This window comes from Streptomyces panacea (genome assembly GCF_040560175.1).
Taxonomy (GTDB): domain Bacteria; phylum Actinomycetota; class Actinomycetes; order Streptomycetales; family Streptomycetaceae; genus Streptomyces; species Streptomyces panacea.
The window spans coordinates 1-23,962 of the sequence record NZ_JARJHW010000013.1 but is presented as its reverse complement, the minus strand read 5'-3'; the positions used below and the strand labels follow the sequence as shown (position 1 = coordinate 23,962).

The 23,962-nt window shown below is 67.9% G+C and carries 15 protein-coding genes and 1 pseudogene; 6 read left to right on the top strand and 10 right to left on the bottom strand.

Annotated features, from left to right (window positions below):
* Position 1: 1 nt before the first annotated feature.
* The 4 genes from P3L51_RS05565 to P3L51_RS05550 all read left to right on the top strand — a co-directional run bounded on the left by P3L51_RS05565 (position 2) and on the right by P3L51_RS05550 (position 6,164).
* Positions 2 to 490 (top strand): hypothetical protein, encoded by a 489-nt coding sequence (locus tag P3L51_RS05565; RefSeq protein WP_354603912.1) that lies wholly within the window; start codon positions 2 to 4, stop codon positions 488 to 490.
* Positions 491 to 532: 42 nt separating this feature from the next.
* The gene (locus tag P3L51_RS05560; RefSeq protein ID WP_435594382.1) at positions 533 to 4,987 is read left to right on the top strand and encodes a golvesin C-terminal-like domain-containing protein; all 4,455 of its coding nucleotides are present in this window, start codon (positions 533 to 535) and stop codon (positions 4,985 to 4,987) included.
* A 162-nt stretch (positions 4,988 to 5,149) separates the two neighbouring features.
* Complete coding sequence (locus P3L51_RS05555) at positions 5,150 to 5,995, top strand: hypothetical protein (protein WP_354603910.1); 846 nt, start codon at positions 5,150 to 5,152, stop codon at positions 5,993 to 5,995.
* Between the two features lie 13 nt (positions 5,996 to 6,008).
* Positions 6,009 to 6,164 (top strand): hypothetical protein, encoded by a 156-nt coding sequence (locus P3L51_RS05550; protein WP_354603909.1) that lies wholly within the window; start codon positions 6,009 to 6,011, stop codon positions 6,162 to 6,164.
* A gap of 1,278 nt (positions 6,165 to 7,442) precedes the next feature.
* Here the strand turns inward: P3L51_RS05550 and P3L51_RS05545 are convergent.
* Positions 7,443 to 7,556 (bottom strand): annotated as a pseudogene (locus tag P3L51_RS05545) (HipA family kinase); the annotation flags it as partial.
* A gap of 119 nt (positions 7,557 to 7,675) precedes the next feature.
* Between P3L51_RS05545 and P3L51_RS05540 the strand changes: the two are divergent.
* Together P3L51_RS05540 and P3L51_RS05535 are read left to right on the top strand one after the other, a co-directional pair.
* Positions 7,676 to 8,611, top strand: coding sequence for an SDR family oxidoreductase (locus P3L51_RS05540; protein WP_354603908.1), 936 nt, complete (start codon positions 7,676 to 7,678; stop codon positions 8,609 to 8,611).
* Between the two features lie 166 nt (positions 8,612 to 8,777).
* Positions 8,778 to 10,382, top strand: a complete 1,605-nt coding sequence (locus P3L51_RS05535; protein WP_354603907.1) for an MFS transporter — start codon at positions 8,778 to 8,780, stop codon at positions 10,380 to 10,382.
* A gap of 76 nt (positions 10,383 to 10,458) precedes the next feature.
* Here P3L51_RS05535 and P3L51_RS05530 read toward each other — a convergent pair whose 3' ends face one another.
* The 9 genes from P3L51_RS05530 to P3L51_RS05490 all read right to left on the bottom strand — a co-directional run.
* Positions 10,459 to 11,301 carry a methyltransferase domain-containing protein gene (locus P3L51_RS05530; protein WP_354603906.1) on the bottom strand — a complete coding sequence of 281 codons (843 nt, stop codon included), beginning with the start codon at positions 11,299 to 11,301 and terminating at the stop codon, positions 10,459 to 10,461.
* A 416-nt stretch (positions 11,302 to 11,717) separates the two neighbouring features.
* Complete coding sequence (locus P3L51_RS05525; RefSeq protein WP_354603905.1) at positions 11,718 to 13,148, bottom strand: FAD-binding oxidoreductase; 1,431 nt, start codon at positions 13,146 to 13,148, stop codon at positions 11,718 to 11,720.
* Positions 13,149 to 13,599: 451 nt separating this feature from the next.
* Positions 13,600 to 14,121: a GNAT family N-acetyltransferase gene (locus tag P3L51_RS05520; RefSeq protein ID WP_354603904.1), complete on the bottom strand. Its 522-nt coding sequence runs from the start codon at positions 14,119 to 14,121 to the stop codon at positions 13,600 to 13,602.
* A 79-nt stretch (positions 14,122 to 14,200) separates the two neighbouring features.
* Positions 14,201 to 15,880, bottom strand: coding sequence for an MFS transporter (locus tag P3L51_RS05515; protein WP_354603903.1), 1,680 nt, complete (start codon positions 15,878 to 15,880; stop codon positions 14,201 to 14,203).
* Between the two features lie 226 nt (positions 15,881 to 16,106).
* On the bottom strand, positions 16,107 to 17,150 hold the full coding sequence (locus P3L51_RS05510) for a methyltransferase (protein ID WP_354603902.1): 1,044 nt from the start codon (positions 17,148 to 17,150) through the stop codon (positions 16,107 to 16,109).
* A gap of 50 nt (positions 17,151 to 17,200) precedes the next feature.
* On the bottom strand, positions 17,201 to 18,265 hold the full coding sequence (locus tag P3L51_RS05505) for a methyltransferase (protein WP_354603901.1): 1,065 nt from the start codon (positions 18,263 to 18,265) through the stop codon (positions 17,201 to 17,203).
* A gap of 100 nt (positions 18,266 to 18,365) precedes the next feature.
* Entirely contained in the window at positions 18,366 to 19,418 is a 1,053-nt protein-coding gene (locus tag P3L51_RS05500; protein WP_354603900.1) for a 3-methyl-L-tyrosine peroxygenase-related protein, read from the bottom strand.
* A gap of 50 nt (positions 19,419 to 19,468) precedes the next feature.
* Entirely contained in the window at positions 19,469 to 20,194 is a 726-nt protein-coding gene (locus P3L51_RS05495) for a GPR1/FUN34/YaaH family transporter (protein ID WP_354603899.1), read from the bottom strand.
* An 80-nt stretch (positions 20,195 to 20,274) separates the two neighbouring features.
* The coding region (locus tag P3L51_RS05490) for a non-ribosomal peptide synthetase (RefSeq protein ID WP_354603898.1) at positions 20,275 to 23,962 on the bottom strand (3,688 nt) is incomplete at its 5' end.

Sequence of the window (23,962 nt, the reverse complement as noted above, 5' to 3'; positions counted from 1 at the left end):
GGTGCCCGCTGCGCGCAAGATCCGGTCGCTGTGCCTCGTGACCGCGTGTGTGCTGGCCGCCGGGTGTACGGACGCCGCCGACAAGGCACCCGCCGACAGGACCCCCGCGTCGCAGCGGGCGGTGACGCCGACCGCTGAGCAGAGCGGTCCCCAGGAGCGTCCGTCGCCTGTGGCTTCGGTGCACTCCGAAGGCCGTACGCGTGTCCTGGAGTACGGCGACCTGGTGGTGCGCGCAACGCCGGAGAGCGACGGTGTGCGTACCGAGATCGAGATTGCCAATACCTACGAGCGGAATACGACGTACTCGGTGCAGATCAGCATCGCCGACGGTGCGGGCTGGACCGCGTACAACCGGTTCTGGCTTCAGGATGTCCCGCCGGGCGAAACCGGTCGAGATGAAGCGGTGATCGGCTCGGACAGCATGGGCCCCATTCCGAAGGTTCCGAAGATCTACGTCGACGAGTTCAACCCGATTGTGGACCAGAGTTAGAAAAGGGAACACATTACTGTGCGCATAAGGCTGCGAAGACACGTGGTGGTGATAGCGGCGGCGACAGCGATTCTTACCTCGTCGCTGTCCACCTCCGCGCAGGCTCAGGGACCGAAAGTCCCCGACAACGCCGTTCAAGGCGGAAAGAGCCTGCCAAAAGCAACGAAGAAACCTCGCGAGGTCGGCGAGAGGGACCGCGCCACCGTCCTGGGCTCGCACTCCTCTTCTTCCAAGGACGTGGCCCTGTCCACCTCCGGCGACGGCACGGGCTTCCATGTCCTGACAGCCAGGGAGAAGGACGGTTACGAGTTCAGCACCGCAGCCACCCTGCGCGAGGACGGATTCGACGCGGACGCCTGGATCGGTAACGCTTGCGTGACCGCGTCCGGGAAGTACGCGGCTGTCGCCTACGCGCCCCGGACGTTCACCAACGACCCCGAACTGATGGTGCGCGGCGCGTTCACCGCCGTTGTCGACCTGGGCACCGGCGAGGTCAACAAGCTGCCGTTCACCGCGTCGCTGGCCTACTTCTCTCCGGGTTGCGGCACCACGGACGAGGTGGTGTTCACCCAGCTGAGCCATGACGGGGACAAGGCGCAGAAGACCCGTCTGATCACCGTGGACGCGGCCACCCGCAAGCAGTCCCAGCCGCTCGCCTTTCCCGGTCAGGTCACCTCGGCTGTCCCGACCCGTCACGGCATCGTGGCCGGCCACGGCAACAAGCTCGTCCGTATCAACGGGCGGAAGGAAACCGTCCTCGCCGTGACGGAGCACGTGCCGTTCCAGATAGCGGCCGACAGCGGCGACGGCGTGACCTTCATCGACCGGGAGGACGACACCAAGAAGATCAAGGCGAAGTCCTGGGCCAAACGGCTGGACGCCGAGCAGGTCAAGGGCGAGAGGACCACGCCGAAGACGGTGGCCGAAGGAGATCTCACCGACTGGGACCTGTCCGCCACCCCTGGCGGAACGGTGTTTCTCACGGGTGAGGCCAAGGCCACCGGGACTCTGCCTGGACCGGTGAAGAACCCGGGGCGTCTCGCCAAGGGGGCTCGCATGTCGAGTCTGGGCCACGTGGGCGTGTCCACCTCTTGGGCGGACGGCAGGACCAGCCTAATCACGCCCGAGGAGGCAACTGCGGTCCGTGACGCGCGAATCGCTCTCGACGTCGTCGCCACCGGCGAGCGCACCGAACTGGACGCCACACCTCAGCTGTCCGCCGAGCGGACCGAGGCTGGAAGTCAGCTCTCCCCGGCACTGGGCGTCCCGACGGCGAAGGAGCCGTCCGCAAAGCCGTCCGCCAGCGGTGACAGCGAGGGTCTGTCCACGCAGACGACGCGCACCCAGGCTCTGACAGCGTCGCCGACCGGTCCGAGCGAGGGCGCCGATGAACGCTACTGCGCGGTGGCTCGCAACGATGTCAAGCAGCAGGCGTTCCAGCCCACCCCCCGGCAGGTGGAATGGGCCGTGGACCAGGCCGTCGTCGGTGAGCTGAACTTCTACCGCTCGCCGAACTGGAAGAACACCGGCATGGGCGGCTACCAGCCTCAGGGCCTGTTCCCGCCGATCGTGCTGGCTGGCGACCCCAACGGCACCCTCGACAACGAGGACCCCGATGTAACCGACCGATGGCACATACCCTCGCAGGTGATGCTCGGCGTCACCGCGCAGGAATCCAACATGTGGCAGGCCACCCGGTTCGCCGTACCCGGCGTCACCGCCAACAGCCTCGTCGGCAACTACTACGGCACCCAGTACACCTCCGACGGTACGCAGGCCGACCCGTGGCGCATCAACTTCTCGGAAGCCGACTGCGGTTACGGCATCACCCAGGCCACTGACGGTATGCGGCTGGCGGGCAAGGAGAAGGAGGGTGAGACGGCTCGGTCCCCGCTCACCCAGGAGGCTGTCGCACTGGACTACACCGCCAACATCGCCTACGGCGCGCAGATCCTCTCCGACAAGTGGAACCAGACCTACCGGGCCGGCATGAAGGTCAACGACGGCCACCCGCAGTGGATCGAGAACTGGTTCTTCGCACTGTGGGCGTACAACTCCGGCTTCTACGAGACGGCCGACTCCGCGGGGCACAAGGGACTGGGCTGGACCAACAACCCGGCCAACCCGTTGTGGAAGGCCAACCGGATCCCCTTCCTGCAAAGCGCCACGGACCCGTCCAAGGACGACTACAGCCATGCCGCCCACCCGCAGGACTGGCCCTACGAGGAGAAGGTTCTCGGCTGGGCCGCACGCCCGATCTCGGCGATGTTCGCTCCCGGCGACTTCAAAGCGGGCTATCTGGCCGCCTGGTGGAACAGCAACGAGTACCGCAGTACCGTCAAACCGCCGATCGACCTGTTCTGCGACGCCTCCAACGACTGCGCCCCCTCCAAGATCGGCGACAACGACTCCAACGACCCCGGCCTGGGTGCCTGCGCACTCGACGCGGGCGACTCCGACACCAACCCGCACTGGCTGCACTGCTGGTGGGACAAGTCGGCCGAGTGGAAGGACTGCGATCAGTCGGCGCAGTGCGGCCACCAGGTCCACCGCTTCAACACCTCGTATCCGGAACAGCCGGACGCCAACTCCTACCCACCGCGTTGCAGCAGCGGCCTGCCCTCGAACGCCTTGATCGTGGACGATGTGCCCAACGGCACCACCCCGGCAGGATCCGGCCCACGGGGCTGCGGGGCAGTGCGGTCGGACGGCACGTTCAACCTCACGTACCAGCCCTCCGACATCATTGATGCCGACACCGGGCAGACCGTCACCACCTACCCCGGCAAGATCGACACCCACCAGATCGGCGCGGCGTACGGCAACCACTTCTGGTTCACCCACACCCGCTCCCCCGAATCGTTCCCGGAGCCAGGCGACCGTATGAAGGTCACCGGCACCTGGAAGCTAGGCCGGCAGATCACCGAACACAGCGGCCAGGCCAAGGTCTACGTACACATCCCCGACCACGGGGCGCAGACCTCCAAGGCCGAGTACCGCATCAAACACACCGCCGGCGAAACGGTGAAGGCGATCGACCAGAGCGCCAACCAGTCCAACAAGTGGGTCGATCTCGGCGCGTACTTCTTCAGCGGTATGACTCCCGAGGTCAGCCTGCACAACTTCAACGGTGGTGACGGAACCAAGGACATCGCCTATGACGCCATCGCGTTCGTACCCGGCGACTACTCCGGCATGCCAGCGGACCTGACCTTCGGCGACCCGGATGTCAACGCCCCTGATCCGGCACCGGTAGAGCCGCCCGAGAGCATCTCGGGCGACTACTTCGATCTGCTTCCCACGCGTGCCAGCTCCACGCGCTCCGGCTCCGCTCGGTCCGCGACCGGGGCGGAGGAACTGGTCCTCACGTCGGCGTCGGCGACCCGGTCCGCCAAGTCGTCGGGCGGCTCCGCCTCCACCATGGGTGCGCTGAGCTGCTCCCTCACAGCAAACTCCATGAACTACACGCGGACCGACGCGTGCGTCGTGGACGACCTGTACTTCGCGGGATCGACGAGCGGCACACCGAAGGCAAGCTTCGACCTCCGGCACGAGTTCGTCCTGGACCCGAACAGCGACACCTTCACTCAGACCGTGTCGGTCAGCCTCAAGTCGTTGGTTACCGAAGTGCCTTCACTGACCCTGGATATCGACTTCGGCTGCCGTGGCTACTGTGAGAAGGAGACGCCGGTATGGAGCGGTTCGAAGACCTTCATCGCGGGCGATACTCACACGGCCACAGTCACTCAGAAGATCAAGTGGAACAACACCGCCGACGTCAGCGGACGGATAAGCCCCTATCTGACGGTCAAGGGAACGGCCAACGGTCAGACCAGCAATCCGTTGTCGGCCGAGAAGTCGGAACTTGACGTCCGGTGCGACCGCGATGTGAAGGCGACACCGGGTTGTGTCTTCAGCTCGTACAAGCCGACGTACGTCATGAATTCCAAGAAGTTCCCGGCGGCCGCCGCGCACGCCTCGCTGGTCCAGAACAAGTTGCCCGGACGCTACGGGCTGCGGGGCAACAATCCGTTGACCTTCCTGGGCGACGATGTCCTGGTGCCCGATCCGCCGACGAGCAACAAGAGCATCGTCGACCACAACCGCGGCGTAATCTGCCCGCAGTCATGGGAGCGCAGCCCGCTGGCGACGATGTCGCCCGAACTCGGCGCGAATGACGTGCCGAGCTGCGACGAGTTCCCCTTCGCGGCGAGCTGGCAGAGCGCCGCGACGCCGAAAGGCTGGGGCGGGAAGAACCTGAACCAGGTGACATCGGGTGAAGGCTGCCTGAACACGATCGCCCAGCGCGGCGCGGACGGTCTGTGGAGGCTGGTGCCCGACCCGCGCTCCCACGTGCCGACCTGGACCGAGCCGTGTGGACGTTCCAGCATGTCGAACAACCAGAACACCCAGTCCATGAGCCTGTTTCCGACCTGGCGTAAGGACAACCGAGTTCTCGAAGGAGACAACTACTGGCTCGACGCCAATCGCCCCTGAGCGAGCAATTTGACGCCCTATCAACTCCGCCCGTGTAGCGGAGGGAACAGGAACAGGGGCCCGGTCGCCATGACTGGGCCCCTACGCCGTGGCCACACCAAGTTCGGTGCGAGATCGAGACCCCCTGGCTCGCTGCCCAACCCGTTTACTAGGATTCCGGTCATGAACGACGGAATCGATTGGCTGGACGCCGAATTGGGCGCGGATGGCTATTCCCTCACCATGGTGAAGGGCATCGCCCCCGAGGTCCTCGCGGCGAATCTGGGCGCACAATCAGGCACATTCATAGATCCGGGCACCACCCCCGGGGCACCGGAATTCTTCCACGGGCCCGGGTCGTCGAAGCTGCCGGACTGGGCGATGGTGGGTGAGACGGGCGACGGCTGGGCGTTCGCCCTGGAGGCGCCCGAGGTCGGCCACCGGGAAGACCGGCTGGCTCCCGGAAGAGACCTCAGGGCCCATCACACGGTGGTGGACATCCTGAACACCACCATGGACCCGCCGGCCGTCACGGTGAGCGTGGACGGACGGACCGACTGGATGCTTCGGGAGTACGGCACCAGGGACGTCGACCATCCGATCAGCCGGCGATTGGTCGCGGAGGCCGGTTTCGTCGCATACCCCCACGGTGTCTACCGGGATGACGCGTCCGAAGACACCGGGATGGCGACCGTTTACCGGATCATGGGTCAGCACTACGGGCTGTCTCTGCCCCGAGCCTCCGTGACCGGACGACGCCTGCCGCACGTGTTCACCGAGCCCAGGGTGCTCCTTCATCTGGAGGCCCGGTGCCCAGCCTGTGGTGAGCAGCGGATGCTGCCCCACGGGGGTGGCTTCCGAGGGCCCGAGGACTATCGACTGGTCTGTATCTACTACCAGGTTCGCAATGTGCCGGGTTACCCCTCGCAGGGATGTCCGGGTGAGATCTCCGGGCCCGCGCTGTCCAGGGTCGTACGCGCGGAGCCCAACCCAAAGTACGAGAATCTTAGCCTCCCCGGCATCTCCTGAGGCTCCTCGCATCTTGAGGAGGGACGGCCCCGGCGGCGGGCACGTAATCGATCTCGCGGTCGAACTCCGGGGCCCGGCCTTCGTCACCACCACAACGAACAGCGGCGCCGCCAAGCTGGACCAAACCGCCGACCAGGCCACGCCCTCCAGCCAGCCGCCCGCCGCCTGAACGCGGGAGGCTACCGGCGTCGGCGGCCGCCGTTGCCGGTGCGGTTGCGGTTGCGGTTGCGGTTGCGGTTGTCCAGCCTCGCCTGGTGGAATCCGGGGCACGCGCACACTCGGCATTCGGCTTGGCGTAGCACACGGGGCAGCAGATCTTCATCAGCCGGTAGCAGGGGACCATGCTCGCGCTCCCCCGCTGAGTACACCGGTCCTCCGGTTCGCGGGCCTTCTTGGCCTTCACCGCCGCCTCGCGCTCCTTCACGATCGGCTCGACCCGCTCGTCATGGCCGTACTCACGCCGGCTCGCCTTGCCGCCCAGCCCACCCGGATCAGTACAGTCCTGGCCAGCCTTCGCGTCGCAGACGGGCAGCGGCGGCCGATCCAGAACCGGCGGGCGACCCTCTCGTGCAGGGGCCACACCGGGACCATCCCCGCGCGTACGGGGAGCAGCGATTGACGGCGACATCCTTGCTGGCATCGGCCGTGCTCCCCGTGCCCGCAGGGATGGTCCCGGCGAACTCGCCGCCGCCGAAGCACGCATGGCGTGCTCCCCGCGCCTGCTGGGATGGTGCTCGGGTGGGCGAAGCGCAACAGGGCCGTGATGGATGCATCCGTCCGTGAGCCAACCCGCGACAACGCATGAATACAGGTCAGAAGCATGTAATGGCTGTACCACCAGCAGACGAAGAACTTGCTGGCACTCTGCGCAGCTGGCTGAGCGGGACCGCTCAGCACCACAAAATTCCCAGCACCTTGCCGCACCCGTACGGTCAGGAGGCAGCCTGAACAGCGGCGCAATGCGCCTGATGACCCATCAGGACGAGCGTCAAATGAGCGTCACAATGCCTCATGGAGCGTCATTTCAGCGTCAAGATATCGCCCGTAACGCGCACACCACACATAACGCACACCGCCCAAACCCGCAGGTCAGACGCCCTTTGCGGCCGGTTCAAGAATCGCCACACATTCGACATGCGAGGTCATCGGGAACAGGTTGAAGTTCACTTATCGCTGCTCACTGACCCGCGGCCATCAGAGACTGTCACCGCCCCACGACCTCAGGCTGAAACCGGTCCTCGACACCCAAAAATCGCAGGCGAGCGGCGTCTTGTTGAGGCCGGCTAAGCCGCCTCCCCTCTGGGGAGCGGGTGGAGAGTTTTCGTCGCTCGGGGAACGGCAGGGGAGTTGCAGCGACACAAGCGTGTATCCCTCTGAAAGACACCGAAAGGCACGTCCTCGCAGATCAGACACTCAAGGGCCGCAAAATCCCAGTTCAGAGCACTGGCCCGGGGCCCTCCACGCCGTGCGTCCCGAGATCGTCGGCCTCGACGATGCCGGGGAGCGAGCCGCCCTCACGCAAGGGCGCGACGTAGCGGGTCGCGATGACTTCGGTCAGCATCTCGCCAGGCTATCCGGCAAAGTCCGACAGTAGATGTCTGGTTTGGGGTCGATCATGGTGTCACCGGTCGGCGTCGATGACTGACGCGGGCCGGGCCGTGCAGATAGATAAGGAACGCAATGAGACACATGCCCGACACATCGGCGCCGGACCTGAGCGGAAAGATCGCGCTGGTCGCGGGTGCGACGCGGGGAGCCGGGCGCGCCATCGCCGTCCAGCTCGGCGCGGCGGGTGCGACGGTCTACGTCACCGGCCGCACGACTCGGGAACAGCGCTCGGAGTACAACCGGTCGGAGACGATCGAGGACACCGCGGAGCTGGTCACCGCGGCGGGCGGGACCGGCATCGCGGTGCCGACCGACCACTTGGTGCCCGAGCAGGTCCGGGTGCTGGCCGACCGCATCGACGCCGAGCAGGGGCGGCTCGACGTGCTGGTCAACGATGTCTGGGGCGGGGAGCGGCTGTTCGAGTTCGACAAACCGGTCTGGGAACACGACCTCGACAACGGACTGCGGCTGATGCGGCTGGGCGTGGAGACCCACGCGATCACCAGCCACTTCGTGCTGCCGCTGCTCGTGCGCCGGCCGGGCGGGCTCGTGATCGAGATGACCGACGGGACGTCCGCGTACAACGGAACGCGCTACCGCAACTCCTACTTCTACGACCTGGTCAAGAACAGCGTTCTGCGCATGGCGTTCGTGCTCGCACATGAGCTGAAGTCGCACGGCGGGACCGCGGTGGCGCTCAGTCCGGGCTGGATGCGTTCGGAGATGATGCTGGAGACGCTCGGTGTCACCGAGGACACCTGGCGCGACGCGCTGACCGAGGTACCGCACTTCTGCATCTCGGAGAGCACGGGCTACGTCGGACGCGCCGTCGCGGCGCTGGCGGGCGACCCCGACATCGCGCGCCGGAACGGTCAGTCGGTGTCCAGCGGGCAACTCGCACAGGAATACGGCTTCACCGACCTCGACGGCTCGCGCCCCGACTGCTGGCGCTACCTGGTCGAGGTCGAGGAGACCGGCAAGCCGGCGGACGCCACCGGGTATCGGTGACGGGCACCGTTCACGGGCCGGGGTGGTGACGGCGGCAGTCCGCCACCCCGGCCCGTGAGCGGGCCATCGGTTATTCGACGCCGCCCGCAGGCCGGGAATCGTCGGCCCTCGACGACGGCCACCCGGCCGGGAGGCACGTTCACTCTCACCGACTGGACTCTCCTCCATGACTGAACAGAAAACGACCACCACTTCCCCGGCCCGCGCCGGAAGACGCGAATGGACGGCTCTCGCCGTCCTCTCGCTGCCGGCCATGCTCATCACCCTCGACAACACGGTGCTGCACCTCGCCGTACCGCACTTGAACGCGAGCCTGAACCCGAGCGGTCTGCAACTGCTGTGGGCCGTCGACATCTACAGCTTTCTCATAGCCAGCCTGTTGATAATCGCCGGTACGCTCGGCGACCGGATCGGGCGCCGACGGCTGCTGTTGATCGGCGCTGTGGGCTTCGGTGTCGCCTCACTGCTGACAGCGTTCTCCAGCAGTGCCGAGATGCTGATCGTCAGCCGCGCGCTCCTCGGCATAGCCGGGGCGACCCTGACGCCCTCCTCGATGTCCCTGATACGCAATCTGTTCCACGACGCCCGGCAGCGGACCGTGGCACTCAGCGTCTGGATAACGTGCTTCCTGGTCGGCGGCGCCATCGGCCCGCTCGTCGGCGGCGTGATGCTGGAACACTTCTGGTGGGGCTCGGTCTTCCTGCTGAGCGTGCCGGCCATGGTGCTCCTGCTGATCCTCGGTCCCGTGCTGCTCCCCGAGTACCGCGACCCCCGGCCGGGCACCATCGACTTCGCGAGCATGGGCCTGCTGGTCCTCTCCCTGCTCGCGAGTGTCTACGGTCTCAAGAAGCTCGCCGTCGAAGGCATCGCCGCGGTCCCCTCGCTGATCCTGCTCGCCGGTCTCGCCCTCGGCGTGTGGTTCGTCGTACGCCAGCGCGGGCTCACCCACCCGCTGCTCGACATGGGTCTGTTCCGCGAGCGGACCTTCTCCGCGTCCCTCGGCGGGATGGGGCTCGCCCTCTTCGCGATGTCGGGATCGCAGTTCTTCATCGCGCAGTACTTGCAGATGGTGGTGGGACTGTCGCCGCTGGAGGCCGGGCTGGCGTCGCTGCCGGGCAGTCTCGGTGGAGTGGCCGGGTCGTTGTTCGCGCCGGTGGCTCTGCGGTGGATGCGTGCCGCGTATGTGATGACCGGGGGCCTCGTGATCGCAGCGTCCGGCTTCGTGGTCCTGGCCCAGGCCGGTGCCGACGGTGGGCCGGCCACGGTGATGGTCGCGCTGGGACTGCTGAACATCGGCGTCAGTCCTACCGTCGTGCTCGGCACCGACATGATGATCAATTCAGCGCCGCCGGAGAAGGCCGGAGCGGTCTCCGCCATCTCGGACACCTCTCACGAACTGGGCCTGGGCCTGGGCATCGCCGTGCTCGGCAGCCTCGGTGGCGCGATCTACAGCGACCGGGTCTCCGGCGAGCTGCCCGCCGGGCTGCCCGAGGGGGCCGCGGCGAGTATCCGGGACAGCATCGGCAACGCCGTCGATGAGATCTCCCGTCTGCCGGAGGGGCTGGGTACAGCCGCGCTGGATGTGGCACGCGAGGCGTTCACCCATGGGCTGGTGCTGGTGAGCGTGGTCTGCGGGGTCCTGACGGTGCTGACCGCGTTCATGACGCTGGGTCTGCGCAGAGTGCCCGCGGCCGTCGGGACCGGGGAGTCCGGAAGAGCCGGCGGGGCGTCGACGGAACTGCTGGAAGCCGACGGCCGGACCACCGACTGAGCCGCCGCGTCCGCGAACTGCCCGGCACCCGTCGTCGCGGACGGGTACGGGGCAGCAGACAGTCAGCGGGCCGGGGTCAGGAACCGGATGCGGCGCCCAGCGTCGCGACGATCACGAGGTACCCGATGTCCGGGTTGGCCGCCGCGCGGCGCATGAGGTCGATGTACTGGTCGACCGGCTCCGGTCCGTCGATCTCGGCCAGTTCGTCGCGCCGGGCCTCGACGACGTCGGCCATGATCGCCCCTGTCCGGACCACCTTGTCGCTGATGTCACGCACCTCCACGTCGACGAATCCGTGGGCGGCCAGCAGTTCGAGGTACTCGGCGGCGGTGGCGAACGAACTCACGCCGTAGGAGGCGCAGATGTCGCCCAGCACCTTGCGGCCGTCGGGACCCACCGGCGGGATTTCGGCGGTGTCGGCGATCACCAGCCGCCCGCCGGGGCGCAGCACCCTGGCCGTCTCGGCGAGCGCCCGGCCCCGGTCCGGCACGTGGAGCAGGGACTCGACCGCCCACGCGCCGTCGAACAAGCCGTCGCCGAACGGCAGTTCCATCACGTCGGCGTTGCGGAAGGTGGTCACGTCCGACCGGCCCGCCTCCTCGGCGCGCTCGGCGGCCTGCTCCACCTCGACGTCGCTGATGGCGATGCCGGTGACGTGCACGTCCCTGGACGCGACGAGCTGAAGCGCGGGTTTGCCCACACCACAACCGATGTCGAGGACCGCGGCGCCGGGTGCGGGGTCGAGCAGGGTGACCAGCAGGTCGGTCAGCCGGGCCGTGGCGACCGCGACGGCGCTGTCGTCGGTGTCGTCCTCCCAGTAGCCGTAGTGCAGGTTCTCACCCCAGGCGGCGTTGAGAACCTGACCGAGGCCTTCGTAGAAACTCGCGACATCGTCAACGCCGGACATCTCGGCAGCCATCTCGATCTCCCTGTCGTGTCTGCGACACCTTGACCCCGGTCGCTCGACCGGCCGGACCACCGCAGGGGCCCTGGCGGGCCACAGTGGGAGTACGGGGCCGGGAGCTTCCCCCGGGGTAATCGAATCTTGCTATGACGCGTAAACAAACTCACGACCGGTGTTGGGTGTCAAGGCGGCCCGAATCGGCCCCGGTCGAGCGGGTCAAGCCGAAAAGCGCAGGTCAGCGGCGTGGAACGGGTCGACCTTCTCGGCTTTCCGAGTCCGGGCACCGGCTACCCTGGCCCGTTTCCGCTCTCCGGCCGAGCACGACCGCCACCCACCCGCGCCGGATCTCTCCCCACGGGAGCGGACTCCCGGTGCGTACGGCCACGGGGCACCCACCCACCGGTCGGTGGGTGCCCCGTGTCGACGCTCAATCAGTTGGGACGTATGGACAGCGCGTGGCGGAACACATCACGCGGGTCGTAGGCCCTCTTGACCCGCTGCAGCTTCGCGTAGTTCGCGCCGTAGTACAGCCCGTGCCACGGCGTGTTGGAGGTGTTCCACTCCGGGTCGGCGAGATCGACGTCCGGATAGTTGATGTAGGCACCCGCGTTGATCGCGTCGGGCACCGGAACACCGCCGGTCCTGCTGTAGACGTCCCGGTAGCACTTGCGGACCCAGGCAACGTGCGCGGCGTCGTCCGACTCCGCCCTCCACACACCGGGGGTGAAGTAGGTGCGCAGGATGGAGTCGCGATGCACATAGGCGGTCGCGTCCGCGCGCACGCTGTTGATCTTCCCGCCGAGGGCGGCCAGGTTCACCTGTGCGCCGGGATTGCTGATCGAGTCGTCGTGGAGATAGCGGTAGATCGTCGCTATCTGCTCATCGGTATAACTCTTCCGCAGATCCGAAGTCTTGTCCTTCTGGCGGCCGGGGGGACCCCAGAACCAGTTGTCCCGGTCGAGCCACGCCAGCTCGGACCTGGAGTCCGACGCGGCCGTGACGCCGGCGCCGGCGGTGACCGCGTCGAACAGCCCGTCGAGCATGGCCTCGCCGCCCGGGACCGTCTTCGAGACACCGGCCATCAGGCCGATCACACCGGCCGACACGTGCGAGGCGGAGAACGAGGCCCATATCTGGACCTCCTTCGCGCCGGGGGCGCTGTTGCGCTCGTACCACTGGCAGTAGTTGCGGATGAGCGTGGTGAACGACTGCTGCGACAGGGTGTCCCACGACCACTGCACCGTACGGACCCGCTGATCGGAGCCACGGGGAAGGAGCTTGGTGGGGTCGGCGGTGTCCACCCCGGGCGTACGCATCCAATACCGGGTGACGACACCGAAGTTGCCGCCGCCACCGCCCGTGTGGGCCCACCACAGGTCACGGTTCGGGTCATCGGCCTCGCGCGTCGCCACGACGATGCGGGGCTGTCCGTCGGCGCCCACCACGACGACCTCGACGGCGTAGAGGTGGTCGACGGCGATGCCGTGCACGCGCGAGTAGAAGTTGTAGCCGCCGCCGAGTATGTGCCCGCCGAGGCCCACCTCCGAGCAGCCCGCGGAGGGAATGGTGACGCCCCAGCCCTTGAAGAGCGTGTTCTGCGTCGGAGCCACGATCGCGCCCGGCCCCACGGCGAAGGCCTTCCGCCGCTCGTCGAAGTAGACGTCCGACATCTGCGAGAGGTCGATGAGGTCCTTGACTCCGGACCATGTCGTGAAGTTCTCCAGGCAGTGGCCCCCGGAGCGGACGGAGACCTGTCGGCCGGCCGCGACGGCCTTGCCGAGCGCCTCGGCGACGTGGGCCGAGGTGGTCGCGATGGTCACCTGGTCGGGCCGGTTGGAGAACCGGGTGTTGTGCGCGCGCACGAAGCCTTCGTACCGGGAGTCCCCGGGCTGCACGGTGACGGAGTCGAACGCCGGAGTGCATGCTCCGGCGGCCTTCCCCTTCCCCGCCGCGGTCGCGGGCCGAGCGCCTACTAAGGCATCCGCCGCGACCAGGCCGGCCCCGGCGAGTGCGGCACGTGTAAGTAATCCACGGCGGTTCAATTCAGACATGTACGCGACTCCTCGCATTTTACTGGAACGGAGCACAGTTGAATCTTGGCAATCCGCCGACTGGTCCGGCATCAGCCGATCGGATCTTATGTCATGACGTTGGAACTGAAACGATTCTTGGATCTCCCTACTTAAGTGGAATGCAGGGGTCAAGTTGGCTCCGTGGACGGGAGTTGTTTCCGCCTTTGTGGTGGTGCGCGGGAGGAGCGACTTCCGCCGTGGCCACCGGGTTCGGCGAGCGGGCCTACGCCGGCTCCGGCGTTCAGTCCTGGGCGAGGAGACCGAGCAACACGTCGTAGAGGAACTCGCCCATCACCCAGGCCGAGGAGCGCAGCACGCCCTCGCGGACGAAGCCGTTGCGCTCGGCGGAGCGCGGCATCGCGGTGTTGTCCGACAGCGTCTCGATCTGCAGTCGGTGCGGACCGCGCACGGTGAAACCGTAGTGACACAGCACCCCGACCGCGTCGGTGCCGTAGCCCTGGCCGCGGGCGGCCGGCAGCAGTCCCAGCCCGATGTGCGCGGACCGGTTGTGGTTGTCGATGCGCGACAGCGTCGCGGTGCCGACCAGCGTGCCTCCGGCCAACTCCGCGACGGAGAAAGGGACATGCCCTTCCTCGGTGTCGTCCACCACGAGCCGTGGGTCCTTGGAGCCGGGTGTCATGGGCCGCCACGGCCGTCCGTCGGCCCGTGCGGAGTCGACCACGTCGTCGTAGAGCTCGGCCCGCAGGATCGGGATGTCTTCCTCGTACCCGGCCCTGAGCCCGACCTCTTTACCCCTCAACACGCAAGCTTCCTATCCGACCGGCTCGCCGGCGGCAAACCGATAAGGAAACCGCACGGCGCCCGAAGAGATCGGGAGGAGGTCAGTGCGCCCGGTCCTCCGGCGCCGTCGACTGCCGGTGGTAGTCGGGCTTTCGGAGGTCGATGGTCTCCAGGGACTCGGGGGAACCGGAGCCCTCGGCGGCGCCGTCACCGCTCTCACCGCCGTCACCACTCTCACCACCGCCGTCGGCGTCGCCCGTCGGCAGCGGACCCAGCAGTACCGCGACCATGAACACGGTCAGCAGCGTGACGACCGTACAGATCACGCTGACATACAACAGGCCGTCGGTGAAAGCCGCTCGGGCGGCGTCGAGGACAGCCGTGCCCAACTCGCCGGGCAGCCGTTCGGCCTCGTACACGGCTGAGCCGATGGTGTCCCGGACGCGTGAGGCAGCGTCGGCGGGCAGACCGGCGGGCAGGGTGTCGGAGACCTCGCCGCGGTACACGGCGGTCCCGACGCTGCCGAGGATCGCGATGCCCATGCCCAGGCCGAGTTCGTGACAGGTCTCGGAGATCGCGGAGACAGCTCCGGCCTTCTCCGGCGGAGCGGACGCGATCATCATGTCGGTGCCGAGCGCGATGGTCGGCGCCACACCGAAGTTGAGCAGCCCCAGTGCGACCATCACCGGGATCAGTCCGTTCTCCGTTTGGACCTGGGTCAGCACGGCGAAGCCGACGAAGGCGATGGCGAGGCCCGCCGTCATCACGTACGCGGAACGCATCCATCGCAGCGCCAGCGGGGCCATCAGGGCACCCACCACACCGCCGATACTCCCTGGCAGTGAGGACAGACCCGTCTCCAGCGGGGACAGCCCCACCACCATCTGGAGATACTGCGCGACGAAAAACTGGGATCCCGACATCACGAACAGGGCGAGGGCCATGGCACCGAGGGAGACGGCGAAAGTGCGCTCGCGAAACAGGCCGGGTTCCAGCAGAGGATGGCTGAGGCGTCGCTGCCGCGACGCGAAGACCACGGCCAGCCCAAGTCCGGCGACGAGCAGCACCACCGGCAGGGGTTGGACACCTTCACCGGCGAGCACCTTGAGTCCGTAGACCGTCGCCAGCAGGGAGACCACCAGCAGCAGCACGCTCGCGGGGTCGATCCTGCCCGGGTTCGGGTCCCGGTACTCGGGCAGCAGGACCGGTCCCACTATCAGCAGCAGCACCATCGCGGGCACGCTCAGCAGGAAGACCGATCCCCACCAGAAGTGCTCCAGCATCGCACCGCCGACCATGGGACCGATCGCTCCACCCACCAGGAAGCAGGCGATCCAGACACTGAAGGCGACGGACCGCTGCCGCGGGTCCACAAACATGTTGCGGATCAGCGACATCGAGGACGGCATCAGGGTCGCCCCGGCGATACCGAGCAACGCCCGGCTGACGATCAGCATTTCCGCGCTGGAGGAGAACGCCGTGAGCAGCGAGGCCAGTCCAAAGCCCGCCGCCCCGATCAACAGCAGCCGCCGGCGCCCGATCCGGTCGCCCAGCGTACCCGCGATGATCAGCAGGCCGGCGATGAGGAAACTGTAGATGTCGACGATCCAGAGCAGTTGCAGACCGCTGGGGTCGATGCTCGCGCTGAGATGCGGAACCGCCAGGTGCAGCACCGTGTTGTCGAGGGTGATGAGCAGCGCCGGCAGGGCGAGGACGCCGAGGGCTGTCCATTCGCGTCTTCCGGCACGCGCGGGTGGGGAGTAAGTGGCGTCTTGACTCATGTCGGAGTGCCTATCCAGCGACGAGAGGGCGATACGCCCGGCTGAACGGCCAACGGCCGCTCAGGAGCGGTTTTCGGGCCAGGTGGGCGGCGGGTCGTAGCACGCCGGACCCACGCCCGGGCCGTGCGGGCCCGAGCGTCGGCGGCACCGGAATGCTGAACGGAGATCACCCTTCCCGTGGGCGGGCGGAGTCGGCGAATCCGGACACGACGGTTGCCGACGTCATTCAGGCGGCGAGCGGACGGGCCGTGATGACGGCCATTCCGCTGGGCAGCACCAGGGTCTCCTCCGGCTCCAGCCCGGCGGCCGCGAGCAGCGCCGTGAACGCTCCACCGGTGCGCTCCCGACCGCCGGAGGCGCCGAAGAGGGAGAGCATGTAGAGGTCCATCAGAGCGGGAAGCCGGTGCCGTCCGCCCTCCTCGGAGTCGGCGTCGGTGAGCAGGTCGATGACCATGATCCGCCCGTGCGGAGGCATCGCGGCGGCGCAGGTACGGAGGATGGAGACCGCACTGTCGTCACCCCAGTCGTGCAGGACATGGCTGAGAATGTAGAGGTCCGCTCCGGGAGTCACGGCGCCGAAGAAGTCTCCCGCGGTGGCGGTGCATCGGTCGATGAGGTTCGCCTCGACGATCCGCTTCTCGGCGAGCGCGACCGTACCGGGCAGGTCCACGACGACGCCGGTGCTGCCCGGGGTGCGGAGCAGCAGCTCGCACATCAGATGGCCGTTGCCGCCGCCGACGTCCACGATCCGTGGGTAGCGGTCGAAGGTGACCGCCTCGAAGATCTCGTCGAGTTCCAGGCGCAGCCCGGCCTCCTGCGACCGGTCGAAGACCTCGCGCCGCTCCGGCCGCCGCTCCAGGTGCTCGAAGAGTTCGCAGTCGTGGATCAGCCGGAACGCCGAGTCGCCGGTCCGGGCGGTGTGGCCGAACTCGCCCCAGGTCCGGCCGACCTCGCCGGCGAGCAGCAGGGCGGTGGGGCGTGCCGTGCCGGGGGTGTCCGGCAGCAGGGTGGCGCCGAGTCCGGTCAGCGCGAAGGTGCCGTCGGCCTCTTCGGTGAAGACGCCGAAGGGGACGAGGGCGTGGAGCAGCCTGCGCAGGGCGAGTGGGTGGGCCGCCACCTCTCCGGCGAGGTCCTCGGCGGAGCGGCGGCCGCCGGCCAGGGCCTCCGGCAGGCCGAGCTCCACCGCCGTGCACACCGCCCTCGATACGAGCTGGCCGTAGAGCAGCATGCGCATCCGTGCGGCGTCGTCCCGGAGTTGTGGGTGGAGCACGCTGTCACCTCCTTGTTCGTCGGGTGGGATCCGCTGGCGAGGGACGTGGGTTACTTGGTGGCGACGATGACGCCGTGCGGGGTCCAGCCCGGGAAAGGGATCCGCTTGAGGGTGCTGAACCCGGCGGCCCGCAGGGACCGCTCGTGCGTTGCCCAGGAGTAGATCATGCCGCCTTCGGCCGGCAGCGCGGCGAAGTAGACGCTGTCGAGCGCGGCGACGACCGGACCGTCGCCCTCGTCGTTGGACATGGAGTTGAAGATGACCAGTTGACCGCCTTCGGGCAGGGCGTCGTACGCGCGGCGCAGCAGTTCGGTGTTCTCGTCCGGTGTCCAGATGACCATCTGGTGGGCGAACATCACCACGTCGCAGCCGGTGGGCAGCGGGTCGGCGAACATGTCACCGGTGATGACGGAGACCTGGTTCCCGACCCCCGCCTGGGCGATCTTCTTCTCGGCTATGGTGCCGGAAGCCGGGATCTCGAAGACGGTGACCTTGAGGTCCGGGTTGGCCTGGGCGAGTGCGATGGCGTTCACCGCGTCGCCGCCGCCGCAGTCCAGCAGGTGCTTGCGGCCGGAGAGGTCGAGTTCCTGGACGAGGTGTTTGTTGGCCAGCTCGGACCAGGAGCGCATGTAGCGGTAGAAGACCTGCTCCATGTGCGGGTTCTCGGCGAGCCGGTGGTACAGGTCACGGCCGGAGCCGCGGACCCGGCGCAGGCCGACGTTGCGGTTCTCGCGGAGCGAGTCGGTGAAGTCGAGCTGGCCCTCGTACACGATGTACTGCTCGAAGGCGACGGTGTCCTTGAAGCGCTGCCAGTCGCCCTCGTCCATGAGGCCCTTGACGACCTCGGCCAGTCGGTACAGGCCGTCCTGCTTGACGAGGATGCCCAGCGAGGTGCAGCCGAGGAGGAGGATGTCGATGGCGCGGTCCTCGAGACTGAGCGCGTCGCGGATCTCTTCCCGGGTCAGCTCCTGCTTCTCGGCGACCAGGTCCGGCAGACCCAATTCGCAGGCGGCATTGAGGTACTGGAAGGCCGCATGCCCGAAGAGAATCCGGGACAGGCCGTCCATGTCGAGCTCGATGGGCCCGCCGTGCTGGGTGGGTGCGGTTGCGGTCATGAGTGCCCTGCCTCTCGGATGTGGATGCGTCTCTACCGGTCACTGGTGGTTGTGGTCCGCGACACCTGTGGTGGTCGGGAAGTCCGTCGCGGTTGGGAATTCAGCTGTGGTCAGGAAGCGGGGCGTCGGGAAGGGTGCCCGCCCGCAGTCGGTGGAACTGTTCGATGACACCGACCGCGGGACGATGGGACCGGCTGGTCGCGAGCAGGCTCGGCGACTGTCTGCCGACGAAGTGTCCGCACACGCCTTTGTGCGCGTCGTACGTGGCGTCGAGCGCGGTCCGGAAGTCTTCGAGCGGGCCGGGACGGCGCTCGGCCAGCCACGCCCAGGCATCGCTCGACCCGGTGAGCGCGGCCACCAGGGCCTCGTGGTCCCGCCATCGCAGCCCGCTCATCTGCGGGGGTGCGACGGGCGGCATCAGGGTGGGCCTGATCTCCGCCTGGTACTGGTCCGGGCTGGCGTCCCCGGCGAACTGGAGAGCGGCCCGGCAGGCCCACATGACCCGGGAGGCCACCCCGGCCGCCGCAGCGGCGGTTTCCTCGTCGCCCGCCTCGGCCGCCGCCCTCAGACTGTTCACGGCGAGGGCGCCGCCCTGCGCGAGCACCATGAACACATGGTGGCCGCGGACCCAGCGGCGGAGCCCGTCGAGGGGTTCCGGTTTCCCGGACCGTACGCACTCGGGCGCGGGCAGTGGTTCAGGCAGCCGAGTCGGATCGGCCGGCCAGCGCAGCAGTACGTCGAAGCCCGCGACCATGTCGTGCCATGAGGGCTGGTCGAGGCCGGTGCCCCGTTCCTCGGCGATTTCCAGGATGCCGAGTTGGGCGTTGAGGAGTGCCGCGACGAACAGGGCGAGCGGGTCGCCGTGGTGCCGCTCGATGCCGAACGCCAGGTCGTTGTCCCGATTCGGCCGCGACTCCTTCGGGTCGTCGCCGACGAGGGTGCTGGGCACCGGGCCGAAGTCGGCGCGGGCGGCCACGGCAGCGGCCAGTAGCTGGGCGAGTCCGGCCCGGTTCGCCGGGTCGGACATCCGGGCGGTCGGCGCCGCGAGGGCGGTGGGGAACGCCGCCGCGATCGCCGGGGCGTCGACGGGCAGATCCTCCGGCCGCGGCATGGGGAAGGGGACGGTGGCGACGTGGGGCAGGTAGTCGGTCATCGTGCCTCCTGTTCATACGCGTTACGTCGGGGGGAGTCGTGCGTCTGTGCTCAGCGGCCCTTGATCAGCGGCTTGCCCAGAGGGAGGCGCTTGGCGCCGGTCGCCTGGTGCATGAAGGCGGCGAAGATGTACATGCCGAGCACGATGAAGAGGAACATCGTCGTGATGCCGACGTAGATCAGCCAGGGGTCGTCCGGCTTGGTGGGGTTGTTGACCATCTGGTCGATGGCCTGCTCGATCGAGCCGTACAGAACGAGCAGGGTCGTCGAGACGACCACAAAGAGAAACGTGAAGACTCGCGGCAGTCGCAGGGTCGTCAGCGTCAGCAGGATGATCACGATGGCCCACACCAGGACGAAGTTGGCGGTGGCCTGACGCTGTTCGATGTTCTCGAACTCGCCCATCCAGTTGTTGTTCAGGGCGAGACTGAGGATGGAGAAACTCAGCCAGAAAGTCCCGAAGAGCCCGTACACGGCCGCGAAGATCCCGTCGCCCAGGCGCATCGCCCAGACCGAGGCCATCAGCAGCATGATGGTGCTGCTGAACACCATGATGGGCAGCGAGGCCACCAGGGAGTTGGCCGGGATGCTGACGTCCTTCAGGTAGAAGGCGAGCGAGATGGAGCCGAGCAGGAATCCCCCGAAGCCCAGCATGGCGGGCTCGGTGGCCTGGGGGCCGGTGGACAGATCCGGCACGGGTGCGGCCGGCCTCGCCGCGGGAGCGGCCTCGGCGACCGGCGCCGGTGGGGCCTCGAGCGTTGACTTTTCCTGCTTCATCGCTTTCTCCTGATCTAGTAGGGAGCGGAACGGTGGGAGGGGGGGGAGCAGGGCGTACGTAGAGGGGAAGGGGCCGGGTTTCACCCCGCGGCGGACCGTCCGCGGACCCGTTGGATGCGCCGAATCTGGACGGGGGCCGTCCAGGACGCCGGATCGGGCAACTGCCCGGCGAGTTCGGCGAGTACGGGGTGATCGAAGATGAGGTTGAGCGGTACGTCGTTGCCGGTGCGCGCCGTAAGCCGACTGATGACGCGGGTGGCGAGGAGGGAGTGGCCGCCGAGAGCGAAGAAGTCGTCGTCCGCCCCGACTTCGGTGGCGTCCAGAACCTCGCGCCATATTTCGGCGACGAGTTCCTCGGCCGGCCCGGTGGGGGCACGGTAGGCGGTGCGGCCGGTGCCGGGTTCGGGGTCGGGGAGTGCGTTGCGGTCGGTCTTTCCGTTCGGGAGGAGGGGGAATTCGTCGAGGCCGACGAAGACGGAGGGGACCATGAAATCGGGCAGCCAGGTGCGGACGTGGGAGGTCAGCTCGGCGGGGATGACGTCGCCGGGCTTGTCCGGGACGACGTAGGCGACCAGTCGCAGCGATCCGGATGCGTCCTCGCGGGCGACGACCACCGCCTCGTTCAATTGGTCGTGCTTGCGGAGGACTTCTTCCACCTCGCCCAGCTCGACCCGGTGACCACGTACCTTCACCTGACCGTCCGCACGGCCCAGATAGTCCAACTGGCCGTCCGGACGCCACCGCACCAAATCCCCCGTGCGATACATCCGCCCGCCCGCGTTCGAGAACGGGTCGGGCAGATAACGCTCGGCAGTCAGAGCGGGACGGGCGTGATAACCACGCGTCACACCCGCACCGGCCAGATACAACTCACCGACCGCGCCCAGCACCACCGGCCGCAGATTGCCGTCCAGGACATGTGCGGTTGTTCCGTCGACCGGAACACCGATCGACGTCCGCACGTCGCCCGGCACGGTCACGGCGTGCGTCGAGTAGGTGGTGTCCTCACTCGGCCCGTACAGGTTGTTGACCGCGTCGATCACCGGATGCGCGTACAACTCCCGCACCAGCGCAGGCGCCAGAGGCTCACCCGCCAGATTCACCGTCCGCGCCTGCGGGGGGACCGCGTGCGCCGCGAGCAACTCCCGCGCCACGGAGGGAACGGTGTTCACCAACGTCACACCGGTATACCGCTCCGGATGGGCGATGAGGTCCAGCGCACTGTCCGGAACGACATACACCGTCCCGCCCACCGACAACGGGGCGAAAATCTCGAACACCGAAAGGTCGAAGGAGACGGATGTCGCGGCGAGTGTGCCTGCCAGCACCTCACCGGAGAACACCCGACCCGCCCACGCCAACATCGACACCACCTGCCGGTGCTCGATCACCACACCCTTCGGCCGGCCCGTCGAACCCGACGTATAAATCACATACGCCACATCATCCGAACCACCCACCACCGGAACACGATCAACCCGGCCCCCGTCAGGGAAATCCCCGGCCGAATCGAGCACCAACGACACACCGGAATCCTCAACCATGAACGCCACACGCTCAGCCGGATAACCCGGATCCATCGGCACATAACCCGCACCCGACTTCAACACACCCAACAACGCCACCACCAGATCAACCGACCGCGGCAACAACACACCCACCACATCACCCCGGCCCACACCCAAGCCCCGCAAACCCCAGGCCAAACGGTTCGACCGCTCCTCCAACTCCCCGTATGTCAGGGCCCCACCGACACCGACAACCGCCACACCCTCACCGCACAACCCATCAACAACAGCCTCCACCATGTGCTCCACCCGGCCACTCACCACACCCGACACCGCCGACCCCACCGACAGCACACCAACCCGCTCCCGCTCCCCCACCGACCGCACATCCAACTCGGCCAGTACAGAGTCCGGATGCTCCGCCAGAGCGGAGACGACGGTGGCAAGGCGCTCGGGAACGAGGCGCGCGGTGGTGTCCGCGTAAAGGTCGGTGTTGTAGGTGAGGTAGCCGGTGATCGCGTCCTCGCCCTGCTCCAGGTGGAGCGAGAACTCGAACTGGGTGCCCGCCGGCGGGATGTCGAGCCGGGCGACGGTCAGACCGGGCAGGTGCAGGCTCCGCGACGGGGTTTCGTTGAGGGCGAGCATCGTCTGGAACAGCGGGCTGCGCGCTTGGCCGTCAGGGGCGGGCGCCGCGTGCCGGACGATCTCCTCGAACGGTGTCTCCGCGTGCTGGTGCGCTTCCACCAGGGCGTGGTGGGTGGCGCTCAGGGTCGCCGCGAGGGTGGCCTGCGGGTCCAGGGTCCGCCGTAGCGGCAGTGTGTTGGTGAAGAACCCGAGGATTTCAGCGGTGTCGGGGTGGGTACGGCCGCTGGTCGGGATGCCGATGGTCACGTCGTGGCTGCCCGACAGGGCGCCGAGGACGACGGTGACCGCGGTGGCGACCACGGCGAACGGGGTGGTTCCGGTACTCCGCGCGAGCCGCCTGACCGCTTCGGCGCTCAGCTCCACGGGGATGGCCGCGCCGTTGTGGGTACGGCGGGCCGGGCGCGGATGGTCGGTCGGGAGGTCCAGGGAGTGCGCCCCCGCGAGCCGCTCACGCCAGTGGACGAGCCCGGTGTCGTCCTCGGATAGGGGTACGGCAGCCCGCGAGTGCGCGAAGTCGCCGTACTGGAGAGCAGGGGCCGGGGCGAGCGGGCGGTCTTCGACAAGTGCCGTGTATGTGTGGGCTATTTCGTCGAGGAGGAGTGCGAGCGTCCAGCCGTCGGCGATGGTGTGATGCAGGGAGAGCAGGAGCAGGTGGGCGTCCTCGGTGCGGCGGACGATCCGGGCGCGGAACAGGGGGCCGTCGGCGAGGTCCACCGTGGACCGGCGCCAGTTCTCCAGCAGTTCGGCCTCGTCGTCCGCCGGTGCCGCGTCCGCTGCCGTCGATGGCAGCGGATCCCCGTGCCAGACCGGATGGACGACCTGGACGATCTCGCCGTTCTCCTCGCGCAGCGTGGTCCGCAGCACCTCGTGGCGGCGGGCGACCTCCTCGACGGCCCGTGCCAATGCCGGGGCATCGAGTTGGCCGGACAGCCGGGCCCCGCCGTTGAGGGTGTAGGCGAGATTGGCCTGTGGGTCCAGCGCGCACAGCAGCCACAGGCGCTTCTGGCCGGAGGTGGCGGGGATAGTGATGGTGCCGTCGGAGTTCGGGGTGCGCGGCGCGGTCGGGATGGGCTGGTGGCCGTCGCCCGAGCGCGGCAGGTGGGTGGCGAGTTCGGTGAGTGTGGGGTGTTCGAAGACGAGGTGCAGCGGGACGTGTGTGCCGAGGGCCGCGCCGAGTCGGTGGGTGAGACGGGTGGCGAGGAGGGAGTGGCCGCCGAGAGCGAAGAAGTCGTCGTCCGCCCCGACTTCGGTGACGTCCAGAACCTCGCGCCATATTTCGGCGACGAGTTCCTCGGCCGGCCCGGTGGGTGCCCGGTAGGCGGTGCGGCCGGTGCCGGGTTCGGGGTCGGGAAGCGCGTTCCGATCGATCTTCCCGTTCGGGAGAAGCGGGAACTCCTCCAGGCCGACGAAGACCGAAGGAACCATGAAGTCCGGCAGCCAGGTGCGGACGTGGGAGGTCAGCTCGGCGGCGATGACGTCGCCGGGCTTGTCCGGGACGACGTACGCGACCAGACGCAGTGATCCGGATGCGTCCTCGCGGGCAACGACAACGGCTTCGTTCACCTGCTGGTGGCGGCGGAGGACTTCTTCCACCTCGCCCAGCTCGACCCGGTGA

Bases quoted from the DNA above. Each gene is read 5' to 3' on its own strand.
- P3L51_RS05555 (WP_354603910.1), top strand. From the start codon at position 5,150: ATGAACGACGGAATCGATTGGCTGGACGCCGAATTGGGCGCGGATGGC.
- P3L51_RS05505 (WP_354603901.1), bottom strand. From the start codon at position 18,265: ATGACCGCAACCGCACCCACCCAGCACGGCGGGCCCATCGAGCTCGAC.
- P3L51_RS05530 (WP_354603906.1), bottom strand. From the start codon at position 11,301: ATGGCTGCCGAGATGTCCGGCGTTGACGATGTCGCGAGTTTCTACGAA.
- P3L51_RS05495 (WP_354603899.1), bottom strand. From the start codon at position 20,194: ATGAAGCAGGAAAAGTCAACGCTCGAGGCCCCACCGGCGCCGGTCGCC.
- P3L51_RS05515 (WP_354603903.1), bottom strand. From the start codon at position 15,880: ATGAGTCAAGACGCCACTTACTCCCCACCCGCGCGTGCCGGAAGACGC.
- P3L51_RS05540 (WP_354603908.1), top strand. From the start codon at position 7,676: ATGAGACACATGCCCGACACATCGGCGCCGGACCTGAGCGGAAAGATC.
- P3L51_RS05500 (WP_354603900.1), bottom strand. From the start codon at position 19,418: ATGACCGACTACCTGCCCCACGTCGCCACCGTCCCCTTCCCCATGCCG.
- P3L51_RS05535 (WP_354603907.1), top strand. From the start codon at position 8,778: ATGACTGAACAGAAAACGACCACCACTTCCCCGGCCCGCGCCGGAAGA.